The organism is Luteolibacter sp. LG18, from assembly GCF_036322585.1.
In the GTDB taxonomy this organism is placed as follows: domain Bacteria; phylum Verrucomicrobiota; class Verrucomicrobiia; order Verrucomicrobiales; family Akkermansiaceae; genus Luteolibacter.
On the sequence record NZ_AP024600.1, the window covers coordinates 4,361,169 to 4,377,831 of the forward strand.

The 16,663-nt window shown below is 63.1% G+C and carries 14 protein-coding genes; 9 read left to right on the forward strand and 5 right to left on the reverse strand.

Going from position 1 to position 16,663, the window contains the following annotated elements; all coding sequences use genetic code 11:
- Positions 1-46: 46 nt before the first annotated feature.
- The 3 genes from llg_RS17175 to llg_RS17185 all read right to left on the reverse strand — a co-directional run bounded on the left by llg_RS17175 (position 47) and on the right by llg_RS17185 (position 4,077).
- A complete protein-coding gene (locus llg_RS17175) occupies positions 47-844 on the reverse strand; it encodes a hypothetical protein (RefSeq protein ID WP_338286000.1) in 798 nt (265 codons plus the stop codon).
- A 75-nt stretch (positions 845-919) separates the two neighbouring features.
- On the reverse strand, positions 920-3,115 hold the full coding sequence (locus tag llg_RS17180; protein ID WP_338286001.1) for a sulfatase: 2,196 nt from the start codon (positions 3,113-3,115) through the stop codon (positions 920-922).
- 35 nt (positions 3,116-3,150) lie between these two features.
- Positions 3,151-4,077, reverse strand: coding sequence for a hypothetical protein (locus tag llg_RS17185; protein ID WP_338286002.1), 927 nt, complete (start codon positions 4,075-4,077; stop codon positions 3,151-3,153).
- A 268-nt stretch (positions 4,078-4,345) separates the two neighbouring features.
- Between llg_RS17185 and llg_RS17190 the strand changes: the two genes are divergently transcribed.
- Together llg_RS17190 and llg_RS17195 are read left to right on the forward strand one after the other, a co-directional pair.
- Positions 4,346-5,470 (forward strand): hypothetical protein, encoded by a 1,125-nt coding sequence (locus llg_RS17190; RefSeq protein ID WP_338286004.1) that lies wholly within the window; start codon positions 4,346-4,348, stop codon positions 5,468-5,470.
- Complete coding sequence (locus tag llg_RS17195; RefSeq protein WP_338286005.1) at positions 5,467-6,051, forward strand: HAD family phosphatase; 585 nt, start codon at positions 5,467-5,469, stop codon at positions 6,049-6,051. Before llg_RS17190 ends, llg_RS17195 begins: the two co-directional genes overlap by 4 nt.
- 221 nt (positions 6,052-6,272) lie before the next feature.
- Here llg_RS17195 and llg_RS17200 read toward each other — a convergent pair whose 3' ends face one another.
- Positions 6,273-6,554, reverse strand: a complete 282-nt coding sequence (locus llg_RS17200; protein ID WP_338286006.1) for a BON domain-containing protein — start codon at positions 6,552-6,554, stop codon at positions 6,273-6,275.
- Between the two features lie 193 nt (positions 6,555-6,747).
- Between llg_RS17200 and llg_RS17205 the strand changes: the two genes are divergently transcribed.
- The 3 genes from llg_RS17205 to llg_RS17215 all read left to right on the forward strand — a co-directional run bounded on the left by llg_RS17205 (position 6,748) and on the right by llg_RS17215 (position 9,711).
- Positions 6,748-7,494 carry a PRC-barrel domain-containing protein gene (locus llg_RS17205; protein ID WP_338286007.1) on the forward strand — a complete coding sequence of 249 codons (747 nt, stop codon included), beginning with the start codon at positions 6,748-6,750 and terminating at the stop codon, positions 7,492-7,494.
- Positions 7,495-7,864: 370 nt separating this feature from the next.
- Positions 7,865-9,040, forward strand: coding sequence for a sensor histidine kinase (locus tag llg_RS17210; protein WP_338286008.1), 1,176 nt, complete (start codon positions 7,865-7,867; stop codon positions 9,038-9,040).
- Entirely contained in the window at positions 9,037-9,711 is a 675-nt protein-coding gene (locus tag llg_RS17215) for a response regulator transcription factor (RefSeq protein WP_338286009.1), read from the forward strand. Before llg_RS17210 ends, llg_RS17215 begins: the two co-directional genes overlap by 4 nt.
- 109 nt (positions 9,712-9,820) lie before the next feature.
- On the opposite strand, the gene llg_RS17220 is transcribed toward llg_RS17215, so the two are convergent.
- Complete coding sequence (locus llg_RS17220; protein ID WP_338286010.1) at positions 9,821-12,154, reverse strand: AI-2E family transporter; 2,334 nt, start codon at positions 12,152-12,154, stop codon at positions 9,821-9,823.
- Between the two features lie 247 nt (positions 12,155-12,401).
- Between llg_RS17220 and llg_RS17225 the strand changes: the two genes are divergently transcribed.
- From llg_RS17225 to llg_RS17240, 4 genes are read left to right on the forward strand one after another with little or no spacing between them, the layout of a single operon-like run.
- Entirely contained in the window at positions 12,402-13,190 is a 789-nt protein-coding gene (locus tag llg_RS17225; RefSeq protein WP_338286011.1) for an alpha/beta fold hydrolase, read from the forward strand.
- 23 nt (positions 13,191-13,213) lie between these two features.
- Positions 13,214-13,351 carry a hypothetical protein gene (locus llg_RS17230; protein ID WP_338286012.1) on the forward strand — a complete coding sequence of 46 codons (138 nt, stop codon included), beginning with the start codon at positions 13,214-13,216 and terminating at the stop codon, positions 13,349-13,351.
- A gap of 60 nt (positions 13,352-13,411) precedes the next feature.
- Entirely contained in the window at positions 13,412-14,914 is a 1,503-nt protein-coding gene (gene glpK, locus llg_RS17235; RefSeq protein ID WP_338286014.1) for a glycerol kinase GlpK, read from the forward strand.
- Positions 14,911-16,503: a glycerol-3-phosphate dehydrogenase/oxidase gene (locus llg_RS17240; protein WP_338286015.1), complete on the forward strand. Its 1,593-nt coding sequence runs from the start codon at positions 14,911-14,913 to the stop codon at positions 16,501-16,503. The genes glpK and llg_RS17240 overlap by 4 nt, the downstream gene beginning before the upstream one ends.
- Positions 16,504-16,663 lie beyond the last annotated feature (160 nt).

A 16,663-nucleotide genomic window follows, 5' to 3' on the forward strand; every position in this document is an offset into this window, starting at 1 on the left:
GAACCACGGGCGCTTTCTTCCCGGACGATCCGCCGTGTCCATGGGGTTACTTCTTCTTCGGAGCCGGAGTCGGAGTGGCCGGCGCCGGTTTTCCGGGAGCAGGAGCCGCGCCAGGGCGCTGGGCGTTCTCCGAAATCTGGCCGGCCTTGCCCAGCGGGAAGCGGATCACCATGCTCTTGTCCTGCAGGCGGGAACCTTCGGTCGAGATCTCCTGCACTCGGTAAACGACGATGCCGTATTTCTTGTCGGCGAACTGGCCGAACGCGAAGTTCTCCTTGGTGCGGGCGAGGGTGGTGGTTTCCTCGAACTTCCACTCGTGGCCGCTCCAGGCACCGAGAATGCTTTCGGCGTCCGCGTTGATGTCCTCAAGGCGCTTCATCTCGCCGTTCGGGGAGGTGAAGATGTCATCCTTCGGGGAATAGCGGAGGGTTGAGATGACCTGTGCGCCGCCTTCGCCACCGCCCATGCCGATGATCGTCCACTTGTCCGTGCCGGACTGGCGGAGGGTCAGGATGACATCGGCCATCGGTTTGAATTCACGCTTCGCCCACAGCTCCAGATACTTGTCGTATTGCTCCTTGGTCAGGCCGAGTTTTTCGTCGTAGGGCAGGGGAGCGCCGGACTTCGCGGTGGCGCTGTGCTTGCGGAACCAGTCGGGATCCTTCTTCGCGGCCTGCTCGACCATGGCCACGTACTTGTTGATCTCCTCGGGCGGCTGGACGACGCCGATCTGGCCGCGCACCGGGACATCTTTTTCAAAGAGTCCGGCGAACACCTTCGGCACATCGGCGGCGGAGACGTGTGCGAACAGGGCGGCTGCCAAAGGTAGGAGGAGACGTTTCATGGATGGGGAAAACGGCGGGAGGCTGCCCCCGGCGGAGGTGAAAGACAAGCGGCAATCGATCCAGTCCGGGGTGGATCAACCGGGCTCGCCGTCCGGGAAGATTTCATGGATGGTCGATTGCTGGTGGTCGTCGATCCAGCGTTCGAGCGCGGCCTTCATCGGCACCAGGATCTCCGGGTGCTTGTCCGCGCGATCGATGCCGCCGGATTCATCGGTGGCGAGCCGGTAGAGCGCGAAGTGGCGGGTGCCCTGTTTGGTGGGGGTGCAAACGAGCTTCCAGTTTTTTGTGATCAGGCAGCGCTGCTTCGCCGCCACCAGGCGCTCGCGATACTCTTCCTTCAGGACGAACTGGTAATTGTAGTCCTCGTCGATGGTGGTGAGCTCGTCCATGGTCGGCAGCTTGGGTCGCTCGATGCCCGGCACGGTGAACTGGATGAACGGGAAGCCGGTTTCGCCGAAGAAGGGGATCGTCTCCGGGGTTTCGGTGCCCTTGATCCAATTCGCCACACTGCGGCCCTCCCAGCGGTCCGGTTTTTCCGCCCCGACGAGGTCCGCCAGCGTGGGCATCACATCGACGGTGCGGATGGTTTCCGGGATGACCTTGCCCTCGAGTCCCGGGACATGGACGATCATCGGGATGTGATTGGCTTGGCCGCCGCCATTGAACGTGAGGCCGTGACCGAGGGTCACGCCGGGTTCGTAAAGATCGTCGCCGTGGTCCGCGGTGATGACGACGATGGTGTGGTCGTCCAGGCCGTTGCGTTTCAAGGCGTCGAGGATACGGTCAACGCAGTGGTCGAATTGGCGGGTGCAGCCGTCGTAAAGCGAGCGGATCTGGTTGACCTCGGTGGCGGGCAGGGCCTTCCACTTGGATTCGAGGTCGGTGCCGCCGATGAACTTGTTGATGTCGAAGGCCACGCCATGGGAGTTTTCACCGCGGTAGTCCGGATTGGTGAACATCCGGTTGTAGGGCTCGGAGGAGCGGTAGGGCAGGTGATTGCAGGAATAGAAGACGTGCCAGAAGAACGGGCGTCCGCTCGCCGCCTGTTGCTCGATCCTGTTTTCGACGCGGTCGGTCACGACGTCCGGTGTCACGAACTGGGCGAAGGACGCGATCTGGGGGAAGAGCCGGTAGCCGAGCGCGTTGTCGAAGTAGAGCGGGATGACGAAGTGGGCCATCACCACGGCCTGGCTCATGTAGATCTTGAAGCTGTCGAAGTTCGAAACCGAGATGTCCTGGAATCCCAGCGGCACCACCTGGTAGTAGCCCGCGCACCAGTCGCCGATCGCGGCGGTATCGTAGCCCTTCGCCTTCATCACGGAGGCCATCGGCAGCACGGTTTCCTCCATCCGCTTCACGGTGTCCTGGTCCGGATACATCTGCCGGATCCCGTGGGTGTGCGGGAACTGGGAGGACATGAAGGTGACAGAGGACTCCATCGTGGAGGCGATGGGGGTGTAGCAGCGGCTGAAGCGGATCGAGCGGGCGGCGAGTGCGTCGATGGCGGGCGAAACCCCGGCCGCGGCCGGGCCATCGCTGCGGGCGGGACGGTAGCCATCGCAGCCGAGGCGATCGCCGCGCAGCGAATCGGATGCAATGATGAGGACGTTCCAAGGCCGTTTGTCATCCTTGGCGACCGGTGCCGCTGTCTTCGCGGGCAGGGCGGAAATGGCGAGCGGCACAAGGGTGACCACCAGCACCCCAATGCCGATCAGGCGGGAGATCCGGTTGCTGCGGCGGATGTACCACCATGCCACCCAAGCGACGAAAAGGAGCGGCAGGATGACGAAGAGGATCAGACGCAGGGCCGGCTGGACCGAGGCCGGCCAGTCGAGCACGCGGTAGTACCAGGCTCCGAATTCGGCGTCGTTGAGGAAATAGGGCCGGGTCTTGGTCAGCCGCAGCATGAAATAGCCGTGGATGAAGCCGACCAGGAAGAACGCAATCGCGATGGCCTTGGTGCGGCTGGGTTTCCTGAGCCGCTTGCACCAGGTGGAGACGAGCGGGAGCACCAGGGTGACGGCGGCGATGCCGAGCAGGACGTAGGCGATGAGGACCTCGAGGTTCTGGCCGATCAGGAACTTCAGGTAATGGGTGCGGGCCAGCGCGCTGAACTTGTTGTCCATCTCCTTCGAGCTGTGGGCGAGCCGCCAGATCGCGCTGGCATACTGCACGAAGAGGAACAGGGCCGTGCCGGCGACGGTCGGCCACAGGAGTTTCCGGGGAGCGGCGGAAGGCCGTGCAAGCGCTGGATCGGAGGTCCGGGACATCGGGGGCGGAACGCTTGCAGCATCCTGCCCCGGCATCAAGTGCCGGGTGGCTCCAGATAGAGCCAATGCGGGGACAAGACCTTTTCAATCACCACTCCACGGGGGGATTTGAGGTCCGGAGGAGTGGAGAGTTTCAGGACCAGCGCTACCGGGGCGTTGGCGTTTTTCTCAATGAGTAGCTGGATCTCCCGGGCGGTTTCCGACTGCCGGTCGACATAGCCGTAGAGGGTTTCCTCGGCGCGCACGGTGGTCAGGCGGAAGCTGAGCCAGTGGTTGGAATCGGAAAATTCATGGCTGTAGAGGAAGCCGGGTTCCACCCGTGCCCGGAATTCGAACGATCCCTGGGGTCTTTCCTTCGCGTAGGTGTCCCAGTCCATCGGCTGGTAGGCGACGTCCGTTTCCCAGTCGATGGCGACCTTTCCATCCGGCATTTCCTCGACCAGGAACTGGCGGGTGGTGCCGGTGTCCACTTTGCAGGCGATCCTCCAGAACGAGGCTCTGGCGGCCAGGGTGAGGGGCTGGAACGTCTCCAATTGGACAAAACGACCGGGGACAAGCGGATGCCGGGAATACCAGGACTCCATCAAGGGGCGTACGCGTTCGGGCTGCCGGATCAAGGGGACGAGCTTGTCCACGTTGTCCGCTGCCAAATAGGCTTTCACCGCGGAAATGATCCGGTTCACCCGGACCTCGGCGGCGGCGTTCTCCTCCTGGTCCTTTTCCAAGATTGCGAGGGACTCGTCGCGGACGAGGGTGGCCTTTTCTTCGTTGCTCTTGGTGTTGTAGATCGACCAGCCGACGGCTCCGGCGCAAAGAAGCCCGACCAGCACGAACCAGCCCCAAGGGAGCGGGTGGCGGGCGCGGGTCTCGTCGCTCCACGTTTCTTCAAGGGGTTTGGCGAGCGGATCGATCTCCTCGATCAGCGCCTCGATGCCGGGTTCGTGGGAACGCCGCTCGGTCATCTTTCGATCGATTTCCAAGCGTTCGGCTGGTGCCACAGGAGACGGGGGATTTTTCGTGGTCCGTTGAACCTGTGGCGGTTCGAGAACAGGGGTGGAGTCTCCAGACGGCTTCAGGCGCACGACTTCGTCGGACGGGGCGGCGACATCGTCCACCACCTTCAACCGAACCTGTTCCGGGTCACGCGCCATTTGCAAAAAGACAAAAGCCTGAAATGCCCATCGACGCAACGTCCGGATGCTTCTAAAAACCCGGGCCAAGAGCCTCCGAATGCCGCCCAGACTGCTCATCATCACCGCCGCCTTCGGGGAAGGCCACAACAGCGCCGCCCGCAATCTCGGTCTCGCGCTGGATGCCCAGGGCGCGATCACGAAGGTCGCCGATCCCTGCAAGCTGGGGGCACCGTTTTCGACAGATCTCCTGAGCCGGGGCTACCGCTTGGTGACGACCTACAGCCCGCGGCTGTGGGCGCGGATCTACCGCTCGACCGATCGCCAGGATTTCCGCCGCCAGCGGATGCCGCTGATGCGGAAGCCGGAGAACTGCCTCGGCCGGATGGTGGAGGAATTCCAGGCGGACGCGGTGATCTGCACCTATCCGCTGTATCCCTATTTCCTGGAGCGCATTTTCGAGAAGAGCGGGAAGAAAGTCCCGGTGTTCACGGTGGTGACGGACTCCATCGAGATCAATGCCGCCTGGTTGAACGCGCCGACGGACTATTGGCTGGTGACCGATCCGGCGACGCGGGAGTCGATGATCCGGAGCGGCCTGCCCGCGCATCGCGTGATCGACACCGGCTTCCCGGTGAACCCGGCGTTTTCGACGCTGGAGCCGGTGGAATGCTCCGATGCGTGCGACGCGTTCCGCATTCTTTATTTCCCGACGGCGAAGCTGCCTCACGTGCGCCGGATCAGCCGGGCGCTGCTGGAGGCCTCCCCGAAGGTCCATGTGACCATCGTGCTCGGTCGCAACGTGCGGCTGCTGTGGAGCCGGGCGAAGGAAATCCGGGACACGTTCAAGGGCCGGGTGAAGGTGATCGGCTGGACCCGCCGTGTGCCGCAGTTGCTGAACCGCCACCACCTGATCGTGGGCAAAGCGGGCGGAGCGACCGTGCATGAGGCGATCGCGGCCCGCTGCCCGATGCTGATCCACCACCTGGTGCCCGGCCAGGAGGAGGGAAACCTGCGGCTGCTGGAATCCATCGGCGGCGGCAATCTGGCCTCCACGCCCGCGGAACTCGGCGCGGCCACCGCGGACCTGCTCACGGACGGCGGCTCGCGCTGGCGGAAGATGAAACAGGCGCTGGCCCGGCACGGTCGGAACGCGGGGGCGCTGCACGCCGCGCGCTTCATTCTCGATACCCTCGCGGGGCGGAAAGAGACGCCCGGGTCATGAATTTCCTCTACGACATCGGGCGGGTGCTGCTCGACTTCGATTTCGAGAGCTCGCTGGCGCGGTTGCTGCCGGAAGGCATCGATGATCCGCACGGCCGGCTCGAGCGGCTGCTGGAACGGAAGGACGATTTCGAAGCGGGGCGGATTCCCGAGGACGAGTTCATCGCGTGGGCGATCGAGCGGCTGGAGACGAGGGCCACGCCGGACGATTTCCGCCATGCGTGGCGGAACATCTTCACGCCGAACGAACCGATGTGGTCGGTGGTGGACCGCCTGGCCGACGCCGGCCACCGGCTGATTTTGTTTTCGAACATCAACTCGATCCACTGCCCGTGGATCTTCGAGACGTATCCGCGGTTCAGCCGTTTCCACGGCGCGGTGCTGTCGTTCGAAGTGGGGGCGATCAAACCCGAACCTGCCATCTACGAGCATGCCATCCAGACCTATGGCCTCGTTCCGGAGGAGGTCATTTATATCGACGACATGGAGGCGAACGTGACCGCAGGTCGGGCGCTGGGCATGCGGACCTGGCAGTATGATCTCAGGAACCACGAGGCCTTCGAGAGCTGGTTAAACCTGTGACGACGGTGGGGCATCCAGCTTCCAGCCGCGGTGACCTCTGACGGCCAACGACCGATTCGTTGGCCCTCTGCCTGGCCGTCCGTGGGGGGAGCAGACGGCCAGGTGGGCGATGTCGCTTTCGGTTGGTATGGAAACCTCGGCGACGAAGGTTGAAGATTGCGATGCCTCCAGTAGGGAGGGGTTGGTCTCTTTGGAGGAACAGACCTCATGGGATGACCGGACTATGGTCTCGATCTCCAAGGGTTCATTGTGGGGGGATCGTCCGGATAGGTGGTGATGAGGTTCGTGACGCCCTTGACGCCAGGGAGATCGTGTACCGCGTAGGCGGCCGCATTTTTCTGAAACCACCACTCGTGCTCTCCCTCCAGTGTGATCCATCCATCCTGAACCGAGACTCTCACCGTGCCTTTGGGAAAGATCGGAGAGGCGTCGAGGATGATAGCAGCGGCGGAGGCGATTTCATCGTCCGCACGCGTCGGGAAAATGGTCGGGCATGTTTGCATGAGGTGCCCATTTCGGGCATGTCATTCTCACCCCTGCGCCCTGGAAGTGCCATGGGGCATTTACCTACTTCGGTAATCCGAGGGAAACGGAGGCTGCGGGATGAACTTCGCGTATGGCGGCGACGGATTTGCGAAGGGCTGATGGTAGGGTTAAACCCCATGGCATTGGGTGGAGCCATGCCCTATCGTTGAGTTGCCCCAACTGCCGTTCACCCGCGTCAACCAACGGAATCAGAAGGATGATTATATGCTACGCAACCTTGAGGAACTGGATGGCAACAAGCTTATTGCCACGGACGGCCCCATCGGGCATGTGAGAGACTTTTACTTCGACGATGAAACATGGATCATCCGCTACCTCGTCGCGGATGCCGGAGATTGGCTCCCCGGCCGCGAGGTGTTGCTGAGTCCCCATGCGTTGGGCGATCACGACCGGGACGGGAGAGTCCTCCATGTGAATCTGAGCCGACGTCAGATCGAGGAAAGTCCTCCGATCGAACTGCATCAGCCGGTGACACGAGAATTCGAGAAGGACTACTACGACTATTACGGGTGGCCTCCTTATTGGAAGGGCGGAGCGATGTGGGGTGAGATCGGCTTTCCCCTCCCGTATTTGCCGCGATCCGTCGCGGTTTCGCTTCGTCATTCCCGGCGGGAGGACCCTGTTCACCTGCGCGGCACCGAAGCCATCACAGGTTACAACATTCATGCGACTAACGGACCGATTGGCGCGGTTTCCAGTTTCGTGGTGGACGACCAAAGCTGGGCGATCGGAGCGCTTGTTCTCGAGGCTGGATACTGGTTTTCGAGCAAGGAAATCCTGATTCCCATCTGCAACCTGGATCGGATCAACGACGACGAGTCCACCGTCTACCTGAACCTGCCCAAAGAGAAAATCCAGGTCACCAGCCGGAACGGGGGAGTCAGAACCGCCACCTGATCCTCCTTTGTAGAATGAATGCCATGTTCCCAAGAACATCCATGAGCAGCTTCTCTCCAAACAAAGTGCCCGAAGCCGGTCCTGTCACACGGGAGATGGTTTATTCCAGGACCAGGGAGTTGGCAGCTTTGGCGGGGCGCCCGCCCCTTCGCGTCACCCAGGCGGATTATGAGAGGGCCAAAAGCGAGTTGACCGGCGAATCGGATCCGGAACGTCAGGACGCGGTCCTGGATGTGGTGATCCGTCGGTAAGCATGCGCCGGTCGCGGGAGCCGCGTCGCCGTTTTTGAAAAAGTGATCGCTTGTGAGGTGCCCCTGAGGGATGGTGAAGAGTGATTCGCTGCACGGGCAGAGGTGATCGGAATGTCTTTATGAAAATCCCTCCTTCATCATTGTCTCCAGCCTACCTCAGGGAACTCCGCCGATCCTTGAAACGAGGGGCGGCTGCGGAGTGGGAGGGAGCACGAAGGTTGGGACTGCGGGCTGTAAAAATGGGGCTCGGGGCGACGGAGATGGTGAAGGTTCACGAGGATGCCTTGACTGCCCTGAAACTACAGCGCCATCGGGAGCCGGACAGCGATGGAGCCCTTCGTCAAGCCGGAGAGTTTTTCGCACGGGCCCTCGCTCCATTCGAAGAGGCGCACCGGGGAGCACGCGAGACCAATGCCCGTTTGGAGTCGGTGGTCGGCAAGCTCAGCCAACGCACCGTGGAACTCGCGGCATCGAACGCGGAGCTGAACCGGGAGATCGTCCGGAGAAAGCGGGTCGAGAAGTCTCTCCGGACCAGTGAGACGACCTCCAGCCAGTTGCTCGCCAAGTCGCGTCGAATGCAGGAGGAACTGAGGCTTTTATCGAGGCGCTTGCTCTCGGCACAGGAAGAGGAGCGGAAGAGGATCAGCCGGGAACTCCACGATGTGATCGCACAGGCCCTGACGGGGATCAATGTCCGGTTGGCCACCTTGACCCTGCAGAACACGGCGAACGCCCAGGAGCTGCACGAGAAAATTTCGGTCGCCCAGAGGTTGGTGGAGAAGTCGGTGGAAATTGTCCACGCGTTCGCCCGGGATCTCCGGCCGACGGTGCTGGACGACCTGGGATTGGTTCCCGCGCTCAAATCCCACTTGAAGTCGTTCACGGAGCAGACCGGGCTGCCGGTGAGGCTCACCACGTTCACGGGGGTCGAAGACCTGCCCGGCTCCTCCCGCACGGTGCTTTATCGCGTCGCCCAGGAAGCCCTGACCAACATCTCCCGCCACGCGAAAGCCAGCCGGGCGAAAGTACGGATCCTAAGGATGGACCAGGGCGTCCGCATGGAAATCTCCGACGATGGAAGGGGCTTTCCGGCGAATGGGATCGCATCCTCTAGACGAAAGAAAGGTCTCGGCATCCTTGGCATGCGGGAACGAGCTGAAATGGTCGGCGGGGTTTTTACCCTGGAATCCACACCCGGCAAGGGAACCACCGTCCGGCTGGATCTTCCCGATGGATATCCTGCCGAGGGAAAGAAGCCTGCTCCTTGGAGGGGCAAAGTCTCCTTGCTCGCATGAACCCGATCACGGTACTGCTGGTTGAGGATCACCTGATTGTCCGGGAAGGCCTGCGGGCGTTGCTCAAGATGGAAGCCGACATACTTGTGATCGGCGAGGCGGAAAACGGTAGGGAAGCCGTGGACATGGTGCGGAAACAGACACCCGACGTCGTGGTGATGGACATGGCCATGCCGCTGCTCAATGGCATGGAAGCTACCCGCCAGATACTCCGCTTCATCCCATCCACCAAGGTGCTGATCCTCTCCGCCCACAGCGATGATGCCTACGTGGAAAAGGCGGCGGAGCTCGGCGCACACGGTTATCTCACCAAGCAGACGGCGGCGCACGTGCTGCCGGAGGCGATCCGGAATCTCCACAGGGGCAAAACCTTCTTCAGCCCCGCGATCTCGAAACGCTTCAGCCAGCCTTTGAAACGGCTGCGCGATCAGGGGGAATCGCCCGCGAAACCGGAGATAGTCCGCTTGAGTCCACGGGAGATGGAGGTTCTGCAACTCATCGCCGAAGGGAAGGCGAACAAGGAGACCGCTGGTGAACTCCACATCAGTGTCAAGACCGTGGAAAAGCACCGGCAGAGTCTCATGGATAAGTTGGGTATACACGACACGGCGGGGTTGACGCGCTATGCCATTGCAACCGGAATCATTGAGAACGGTATCCGGCCATTCTAAATGAGATTCCGAATGTTGGGGGCTTTCAGATCGCAGCCTCCATGCAGGGGTGGCCGGTGTAGGGAAATCCACCGATTGAAAACCGGACCTTTTTGGGAGGACTGAACACCTAGGTGTCTTCCGGGAGCTGGCCGATCTCGCGGGAGAGTTCGGCGGCGTGTTCGGCCAGCAGGCGGCGCTCGCGTTTCGAAAAACGGCGCGGCTTGGTGTCCATCAGGCACAGCGAACCGATCGGCTGGCCATCGCTGGCGTGGATCGGGGCCCCGGCGTAGAAGCGCAGGCCGTGTTGTTTCAGGAACAGGTTGTTCGCGAAACGGCGGTCGCGCAGCAAATCCTCCACCACCATCAGTTCGTCGTGGAAGACGACATGGCCGCACACGGAAAGGTCGCGGGGCGTTTCGCGGAGGCTCGCGGGCAGGCCGCTGGAGGACTTGAAGAATTGCCGGTGGCGGTCGACAAGGGTGACGGAGGCGACGGGGATTTCGAAGACGCGGGCGAGTTTCGCGGTGAGCCGGTCGAGGGCGGGGGAGGGTTCGGACGATAGCAGGTGGAGCTCCTCCAAGCTGTGCTGGCGCTCGTCCTCGTTGTCCGGTCGCGGGGCCTCCATCACGTCATCGGCCCATTGCAGCGCGAAGCCCTCGCAGAAGGCCACCGCCTCCGCGATGGTGGCGAAGACCTCGTCGGCCCCGGACATTTTCAGATCCTCCGAAACCTCATCGAGGTCACCCTCGCGCCCCCACAGGCCGACCACGATTTTCTGGTCCGGCACGCTGGCTCGGATGCGTTCGCACAGCGACCGGGCATGGTTGGCCGTGGACGGTTCCACCGCGGAGATGAACACGATGTCGGTGGGATCCTCGCTGAACTGGGAGACCATTTCCTTCGCCATCCGGCGGCCCACGGAATGGCGGGCGTCGAAGCCCTCGTGATGGAGCGCGTTGGCGAGCATCGCGCCCACCAGTTCATCGCGCTCGGCGCGGGCGGGGATGCAGTAAACGCGGCACACCGGTTGCGAGGAGGATTCTCCGGAGGATGCGGGCTCGTTGTGGTCGAGGTCCTCCACGATCGAGCGCAGCGCGCGGATCACCCATTCGCGTTGTTCTTCATCGACCATGCCACGGGCGTAGTCTTCCTCCGCGGCGATCATCACCGGGATGAGCACGGTGTCGTAGAGGTCGTTGAGCGGGCTTTCCTTCAGGTAGGCTTCGATTTGGTCGCTCTCGTCGTGTTCGCCACGCCGCAGCAGCCGGTGGTAAAGATCCTCCGCAGGCGTGAGCGCGTCCTCCTCGCTGAGCAGCACGCTGAGGAAGGAAAGCTGCGGAATGTGGCGGCCCATCACCACCAGACAGACGGTGAGCGGGGTGGAGAGCACCAGCCCCACGGGGCCCCACAGCCAGGTCCAGAACACGGCGGCAACGATCAGGGCGATGGAGGAAACGCCGGTGCTGGAACCGTAGAGCCACGGTTCCAGGACGTTGTTCGTGACCAGTTCGATGGCGATGAACAGGGCCAGAGTAAACGCCGGGGTCCACCACGAGGGAGAGACCACCAGTGACAAAAGCATCGGAAACGACGCCGCGATCCAAGGACCGATGTAAGGGATGAAACGGAGGCCGGCGGCCAGGGCTCCCCACAGTAAGGCGTTCGGGACCCCAATGAAATACAGGCCGACGAAGAGCGCGAAGCCGTAACTGAGATTCACTACCAACTGCATCAGCAGATAGCGGCGGATGCGCATGCCCGCGTCATCCAGGGCGCGGGTGGTGGAGCTGATGCGCCCCTGGCCCATCAGGCGGATGAAGCGGGAGCGCAGGTCCTCGTGCTTCAGCAGCATGAAGGTCACGAGCAGCAGGACCAGCGAGGCGGTGCCCAAGGGGCCGAGCACGGGGGAGGCGAGCGATTGCACCAACTGCAGTGGATGCGCGCTCTGGTCCTCGATCACTTTCACCCGTAGCGGTTGGGATGCGCCGTCGGCGGGCTTGGCCTTTTCCTCCGGCTTCGCGCCCAATCCCGCGGGCAGGTCCTTCTTCAGATCCTCGAACGTTTCCGACAGGCGTTTGAACCCCGCGCCGCTGGGAAGCTGGATCGACTGGAGCTTCGCGCGGAGGTTCTCCTTGTATTCGGGGAGGCGGCTCGCCAGATCGACGGCCTGGTGGGTCAGCGACCAACCCGCTCCGATGGTGCCGCCGAGAATCATCAGCATGGTGAGGATCACGGCGGCCACCCGGCCGATCCAGCGTTCCAGCCAGTCGACGAGCGGGATGAGCAGGAAGGTCAGCAGGGCGGCGAGCGCCAGCGGCACGATGATTTCCCGTCCGAACCACGCGATGCCGATCACGAACGCGCTCAGCGCCAGCGCCCAGATTCCGGACAGGGCATCGGCCGCGGATTTCCGTTTCTGGGGCGGGCGCGATCTAACAGCGCGGAGGGTGGGCTCGTTCATCCGGGATGTCCGTTATCCTGTCACATTCCGCAGCGGATGCGCGAAAAATTTGCGGCGGTCTGGAGCGGTGTTAGTGCCGACGCAAAATGCACTCCGGCATTTTGGAATGCACCGGGGAAAGGGCATGGATGCAATGGGGAAGGAGTGGTGAGAAACAATATAATGAATTTGATTTAAAGTGGTTGTGACTTGAATGGGTGAGGCTGGCATGAGCGGAGCTAGAAAGAAATTGAACCACCTTTCCGCGATGAAAACTCCCATCATCTTCATCCACGGCATGTTCCTCAACGGGAAGAGCTGGGCCAACTGGATCCGCTTCTTCGAACAACGTGGCTACCCTTGCAGTGCGCCTTCCTGGCCTTTCCATGAAGGCGAACCGAGCGAACTCCGCGACGGTCCTCCGGCCTCCCTGGGCGGGCTTTCGATGGAAGAGGTGATCCGCCATTACTCGGCGATCATCGCGCGGATGCCGGACAAGCCGATCCTGATCGGTCACTCGCTGGGCGGTCTGATCGCGCAAGAGCTGATGGGTCGACATCGGGCTGCGGCGGCGGTGGCGATCTGCTCGGTGGCCCCGAACGCGATGGCGAGTTGCGACTGGGGTTTCCTCCGGAATGTGGCGTCGATCGCCAATCCATTCGCGGGAGATTCCCTCAGCCGGATGACGGCGGAGAAATTCCATGCCGCCTTTGCGAACACGCTGGAGCGGGAAGAGAGCGATCGTTTGTTCGAACAGTTCGCGGTGCACGAAAGCCGCAATGTCCTGCGGGACGCCTTCGGGGACGACGGCCAGCTCGATGTGGAATTGCCGCACGCCCCGCTGCTGATCGTCGCCGCTCAGGAAGACGAGATCGTTCCGGACTCGCTGGGACGCCGCAACGCCGAGGCTTACGAAGACGGCCAGAGCGTGACCGCCTTCCTGGAGTTTCCGAAACGCGGCCATTTGATCTGCGGCCAACCCGGCTGGGAAGAGGTCGCCTCGGCCATCGCCGATTGGCTGCATGCCTACGTCCCGGAAAAAACGGCTGCCGCCTGAACCACTGTCCCATACCACCAGCCATGAAAACACGTTCCTACACTCATGATGATCCGGTGTTCGAAACCTCTCCGCGTGGTCATAGCGGCTACGGCATGGTCCACGTCGCCGGCCTCGCCACCGTGGCCGCGGTCTTGGCCTCGGCGATGATGATGAGCTGAGAACGGGCCGGGATTCGGATCGTGCATTCGGCGGGAGGATCGTCTAACATCCCACGATCCATGTCCCACGTGATGTCACTCGATGCCGGCACGACCAGCGTGCGGGCGATTGTGTTCAACGAACACGGCAGTCCGGTCGCGGTGGCCCAGAAGGAAATCCGGCAGATCTATCCCCGGCCCGGCTGGGTGGAGCACGATCCGCAGGAGATCTGGTTCTCGCAGATGGCCGTCGCCGTGGAGGCGCTGGGGCGGGCGAGGCTGCGTCCCAGCGATTTGAAGGCGATCGGCATCACCAACCAGCGGGAGACCACCGTGGTGTGGGATCGGAAGACCGGCGAGGCGATCCACAACGCTATCGTCTGGCAAGACCGCCGCACCGCGGGTCGCTGTGACGAATTGCGGGCCGCGGGGCATGGACGGATGATCCAGCAACGTACCGGTCTGGTGCTGGATGCCTATTTCTCCGCGACGAAGATCGAATGGATTCTCGATCACGTTCCGGGCGCCCGGGCGCGTGCCGAGCGCGGCGAGCTGGCCTTTGGCACGATCGATTCGTGGCTGGTGTGGAAGCTCACCAGCGGCGCGAACCTGCACATCACCGATCCGGGCAATGCCTCGCGCACGCTGCTCTACAACCTCCGCACCGGGGCGTGGGACCGGAAGTTGCTCGACCTTTTCCGCGTGCCCGCGGCGATGCTGCCGGAGGTCCGTGCTTCCAGCGAGGTGTATGGAGAGGTGAGCACGTCGCTAGGCCTCCAGGGCGTGCCGGTGGCGGGAATCGCGGGCGATCAGCAGGCGGCACTCTTCGGGCAGATGGGCGTGAAACCCGGTCGCACGAAATGCACCTACGGCACCGGTTGTTTCATGCTCCAGAATGTCGGCACGGAACCGGTGGCCTCGAAGAACCGGCTGCTCTCGACGGTCGGCTGGCGTGTCGGGAAGAAGACCGAATACGCGCTGGAAGGCAGCGTGTTCATGGGCGGCGCGGTGGTGCAGTGGCTGAGGGATGGTCTTCAGCTCGTGCGGTCCGCCGCGGAGGTGGACTTGCTCGCGGCCTCGGTGCCGGATGCAGGCGGGGTGTTTCTGGTGCCAGCCTTCGCGGGCCTCGGCGCGCCGCATTGGGACCCCTATGCGCGCGGCACGCTGGTCGGGATGACCCGCGATACCACCGCGGCCCACATCGCCCGCGCCGCGCTGGAGGGGATTGCATTTCAAGTGGCGGACCTGCTCGATGCGATGCACGCCGACACCGGCCGGAAGATCCGTGAGCTGCGGGTGGATGGCGGCGCGGCGCGCAGCGAGCCGCTGATGCAATTCCAAGCGGACGTCCTGGGGGTGCCGGTGGTGCGTCCCGCGTGCGTGGAAACCACCGCGCTCGGAGCGGCGTATCTCGCCGGGCTCGCGACCGGCTATTGGAAGAACGTCTCCGCCATCGCCAGCCAATGGCAGGCGGAGAAGGTCTTCGAACCCCGGATGCCGCGAGCCCGGGTGGCGGAGCTTCGCGAACGCTGGGCCGAGGCGTTGGGGCGGTCCAAGGGCTGGGTGAAATCGGACAAACCATGAACCGCGAACGCATGCTGGAGCAGGCCCGTGTGCGGGCGGAATGGGACCTGCTGGTGATCGGCGGCGGCGCGACCGGCATGGGCATCGCCGTGGACGCGGCCACCCGTGGCTACGAGGTGTTGTTGCTGGAGCAGCACGATTTCGGAAAGGGCACCTCGAGCCGCAGCACCAAGCTTGTTCACGGTGGCGTGCGCTACCTGGAGCAAGGGAACGTCGCACTCGTCATGGAGGCACTCAAGGAGCGAGGCCTGCTGCGGAAGAACGCGCCGCATCTGGTGCACGAGCTGCCGTTCGTGGTGCCGAGTTACACGTGGTGGGAAGGGCCGTTTTACGGGATCGGGCTGAAGGTATACCAAATGCTCTCCGGCAAGCTGGGCTTTGGGACCTCGCGGTTCATCTCGAAGGAGGAGACGCTGGAACGGTTGCCGAACGTGAACCCCGATGGCCTCCGCGGCGGGGTGATCTATTACGATGGCCAGTTCGACGACACGCGGTTGCTGATCCATCTGGCGATGACGGCGGCGGAGCAGGGGGCCGTGCTTTTGAACTACGCCAAGGTGACGGCCTTGGAGAAAGGCGACGACGACCTGGTGCATGGCGTGCGTTGGCTGGATCAGGAGACGGGGGAATCGCACGTGGCCCGTGCCAAGGTGGTGGTGAACGCCACCGGCCCTTTCACCGATGGCGTTCGCGGGCTCGCGGGAGAAACCGCGGAGCCGATGATTTCACCCAGCCAGGGTGCCCATCTGGTGCTGGATCGTTCGTTCCTGCCGGGGGCCACCGCGATCATGGTGCCGCACACCAGCGATGGGCGGGTGATGTTCGCGATTCCGTGGCATGGCCGCACCTTGCTGGGGACCACCGATGTGGCAGTGGAGGAAGCCGCGTTGGAGCCGGTGGCGATGGAGGAGGAGATCGGGTTCATGCTCACCACCGCGGCGCTTTACCTGCACAAGAAGCCCACGCGGGACGATGTGCTCAGCGTCTTCGCGGGCATCCGGCCACTGGTGAAGGGCGGGGTGGGGAAGAACACGGCGGCGCTTTCGCGCGATCACACGCTCCACCTTGATGCGAATGGATTGCTCTCGGTGACGGGAGGCAAGTGGACCACTTACCGCCACATGGCGGAGGATGCGGTCAACCACGCGGCGACCCTCGGTGACCTTCCCGAGCGGCCGTGTGTGACGAAGACCACGAACCTTCACGGCTACCATCCGCACGCGCACGATCTCGGCGATCTGGCGGTGTATGGCACCGATGCGGCGGCGATCCAGCGGTTGATTGACGAGGAGCCGGAGCTCGGCCGGAGACTCGATGACGCGTTGCCGTATCTGGCGGCGGAGGTGGTGTGGGCGGCTCGCTCGGAAATGGCGCGCACGGTGGAGGATGTGCTGGCGCGGCGGACGCGGGCGCTGTTCCTCGATGCCCGGGCGGCCTTGAGGATGGCGCGGCCGGTGGCGGCCTTGCTGGCCCGCGAGCTGGGGCGGGATGCAGCTTGGCAGGTGGCGCAGGTGGACGCGTTTGGAGAGGTCGCGGCCGGGTATTTGCCAGCGGGCGCGTGTCGCAATCCGGGAGGGGTCGAAAAGTAGCACAAGTTTTCAACTTGTGAGTGGGTCGGTTTCCGCCGTTCCCTCACGGCTCCAGTCCGCCTATAAAAAAACCCCGATGATGGGTTCTTCAATGCCGGACTGGCGTTGCAACGGCCTTCGGGGATTCTCCCACCCACAAGTTGAAAACTTGCGCTACTTC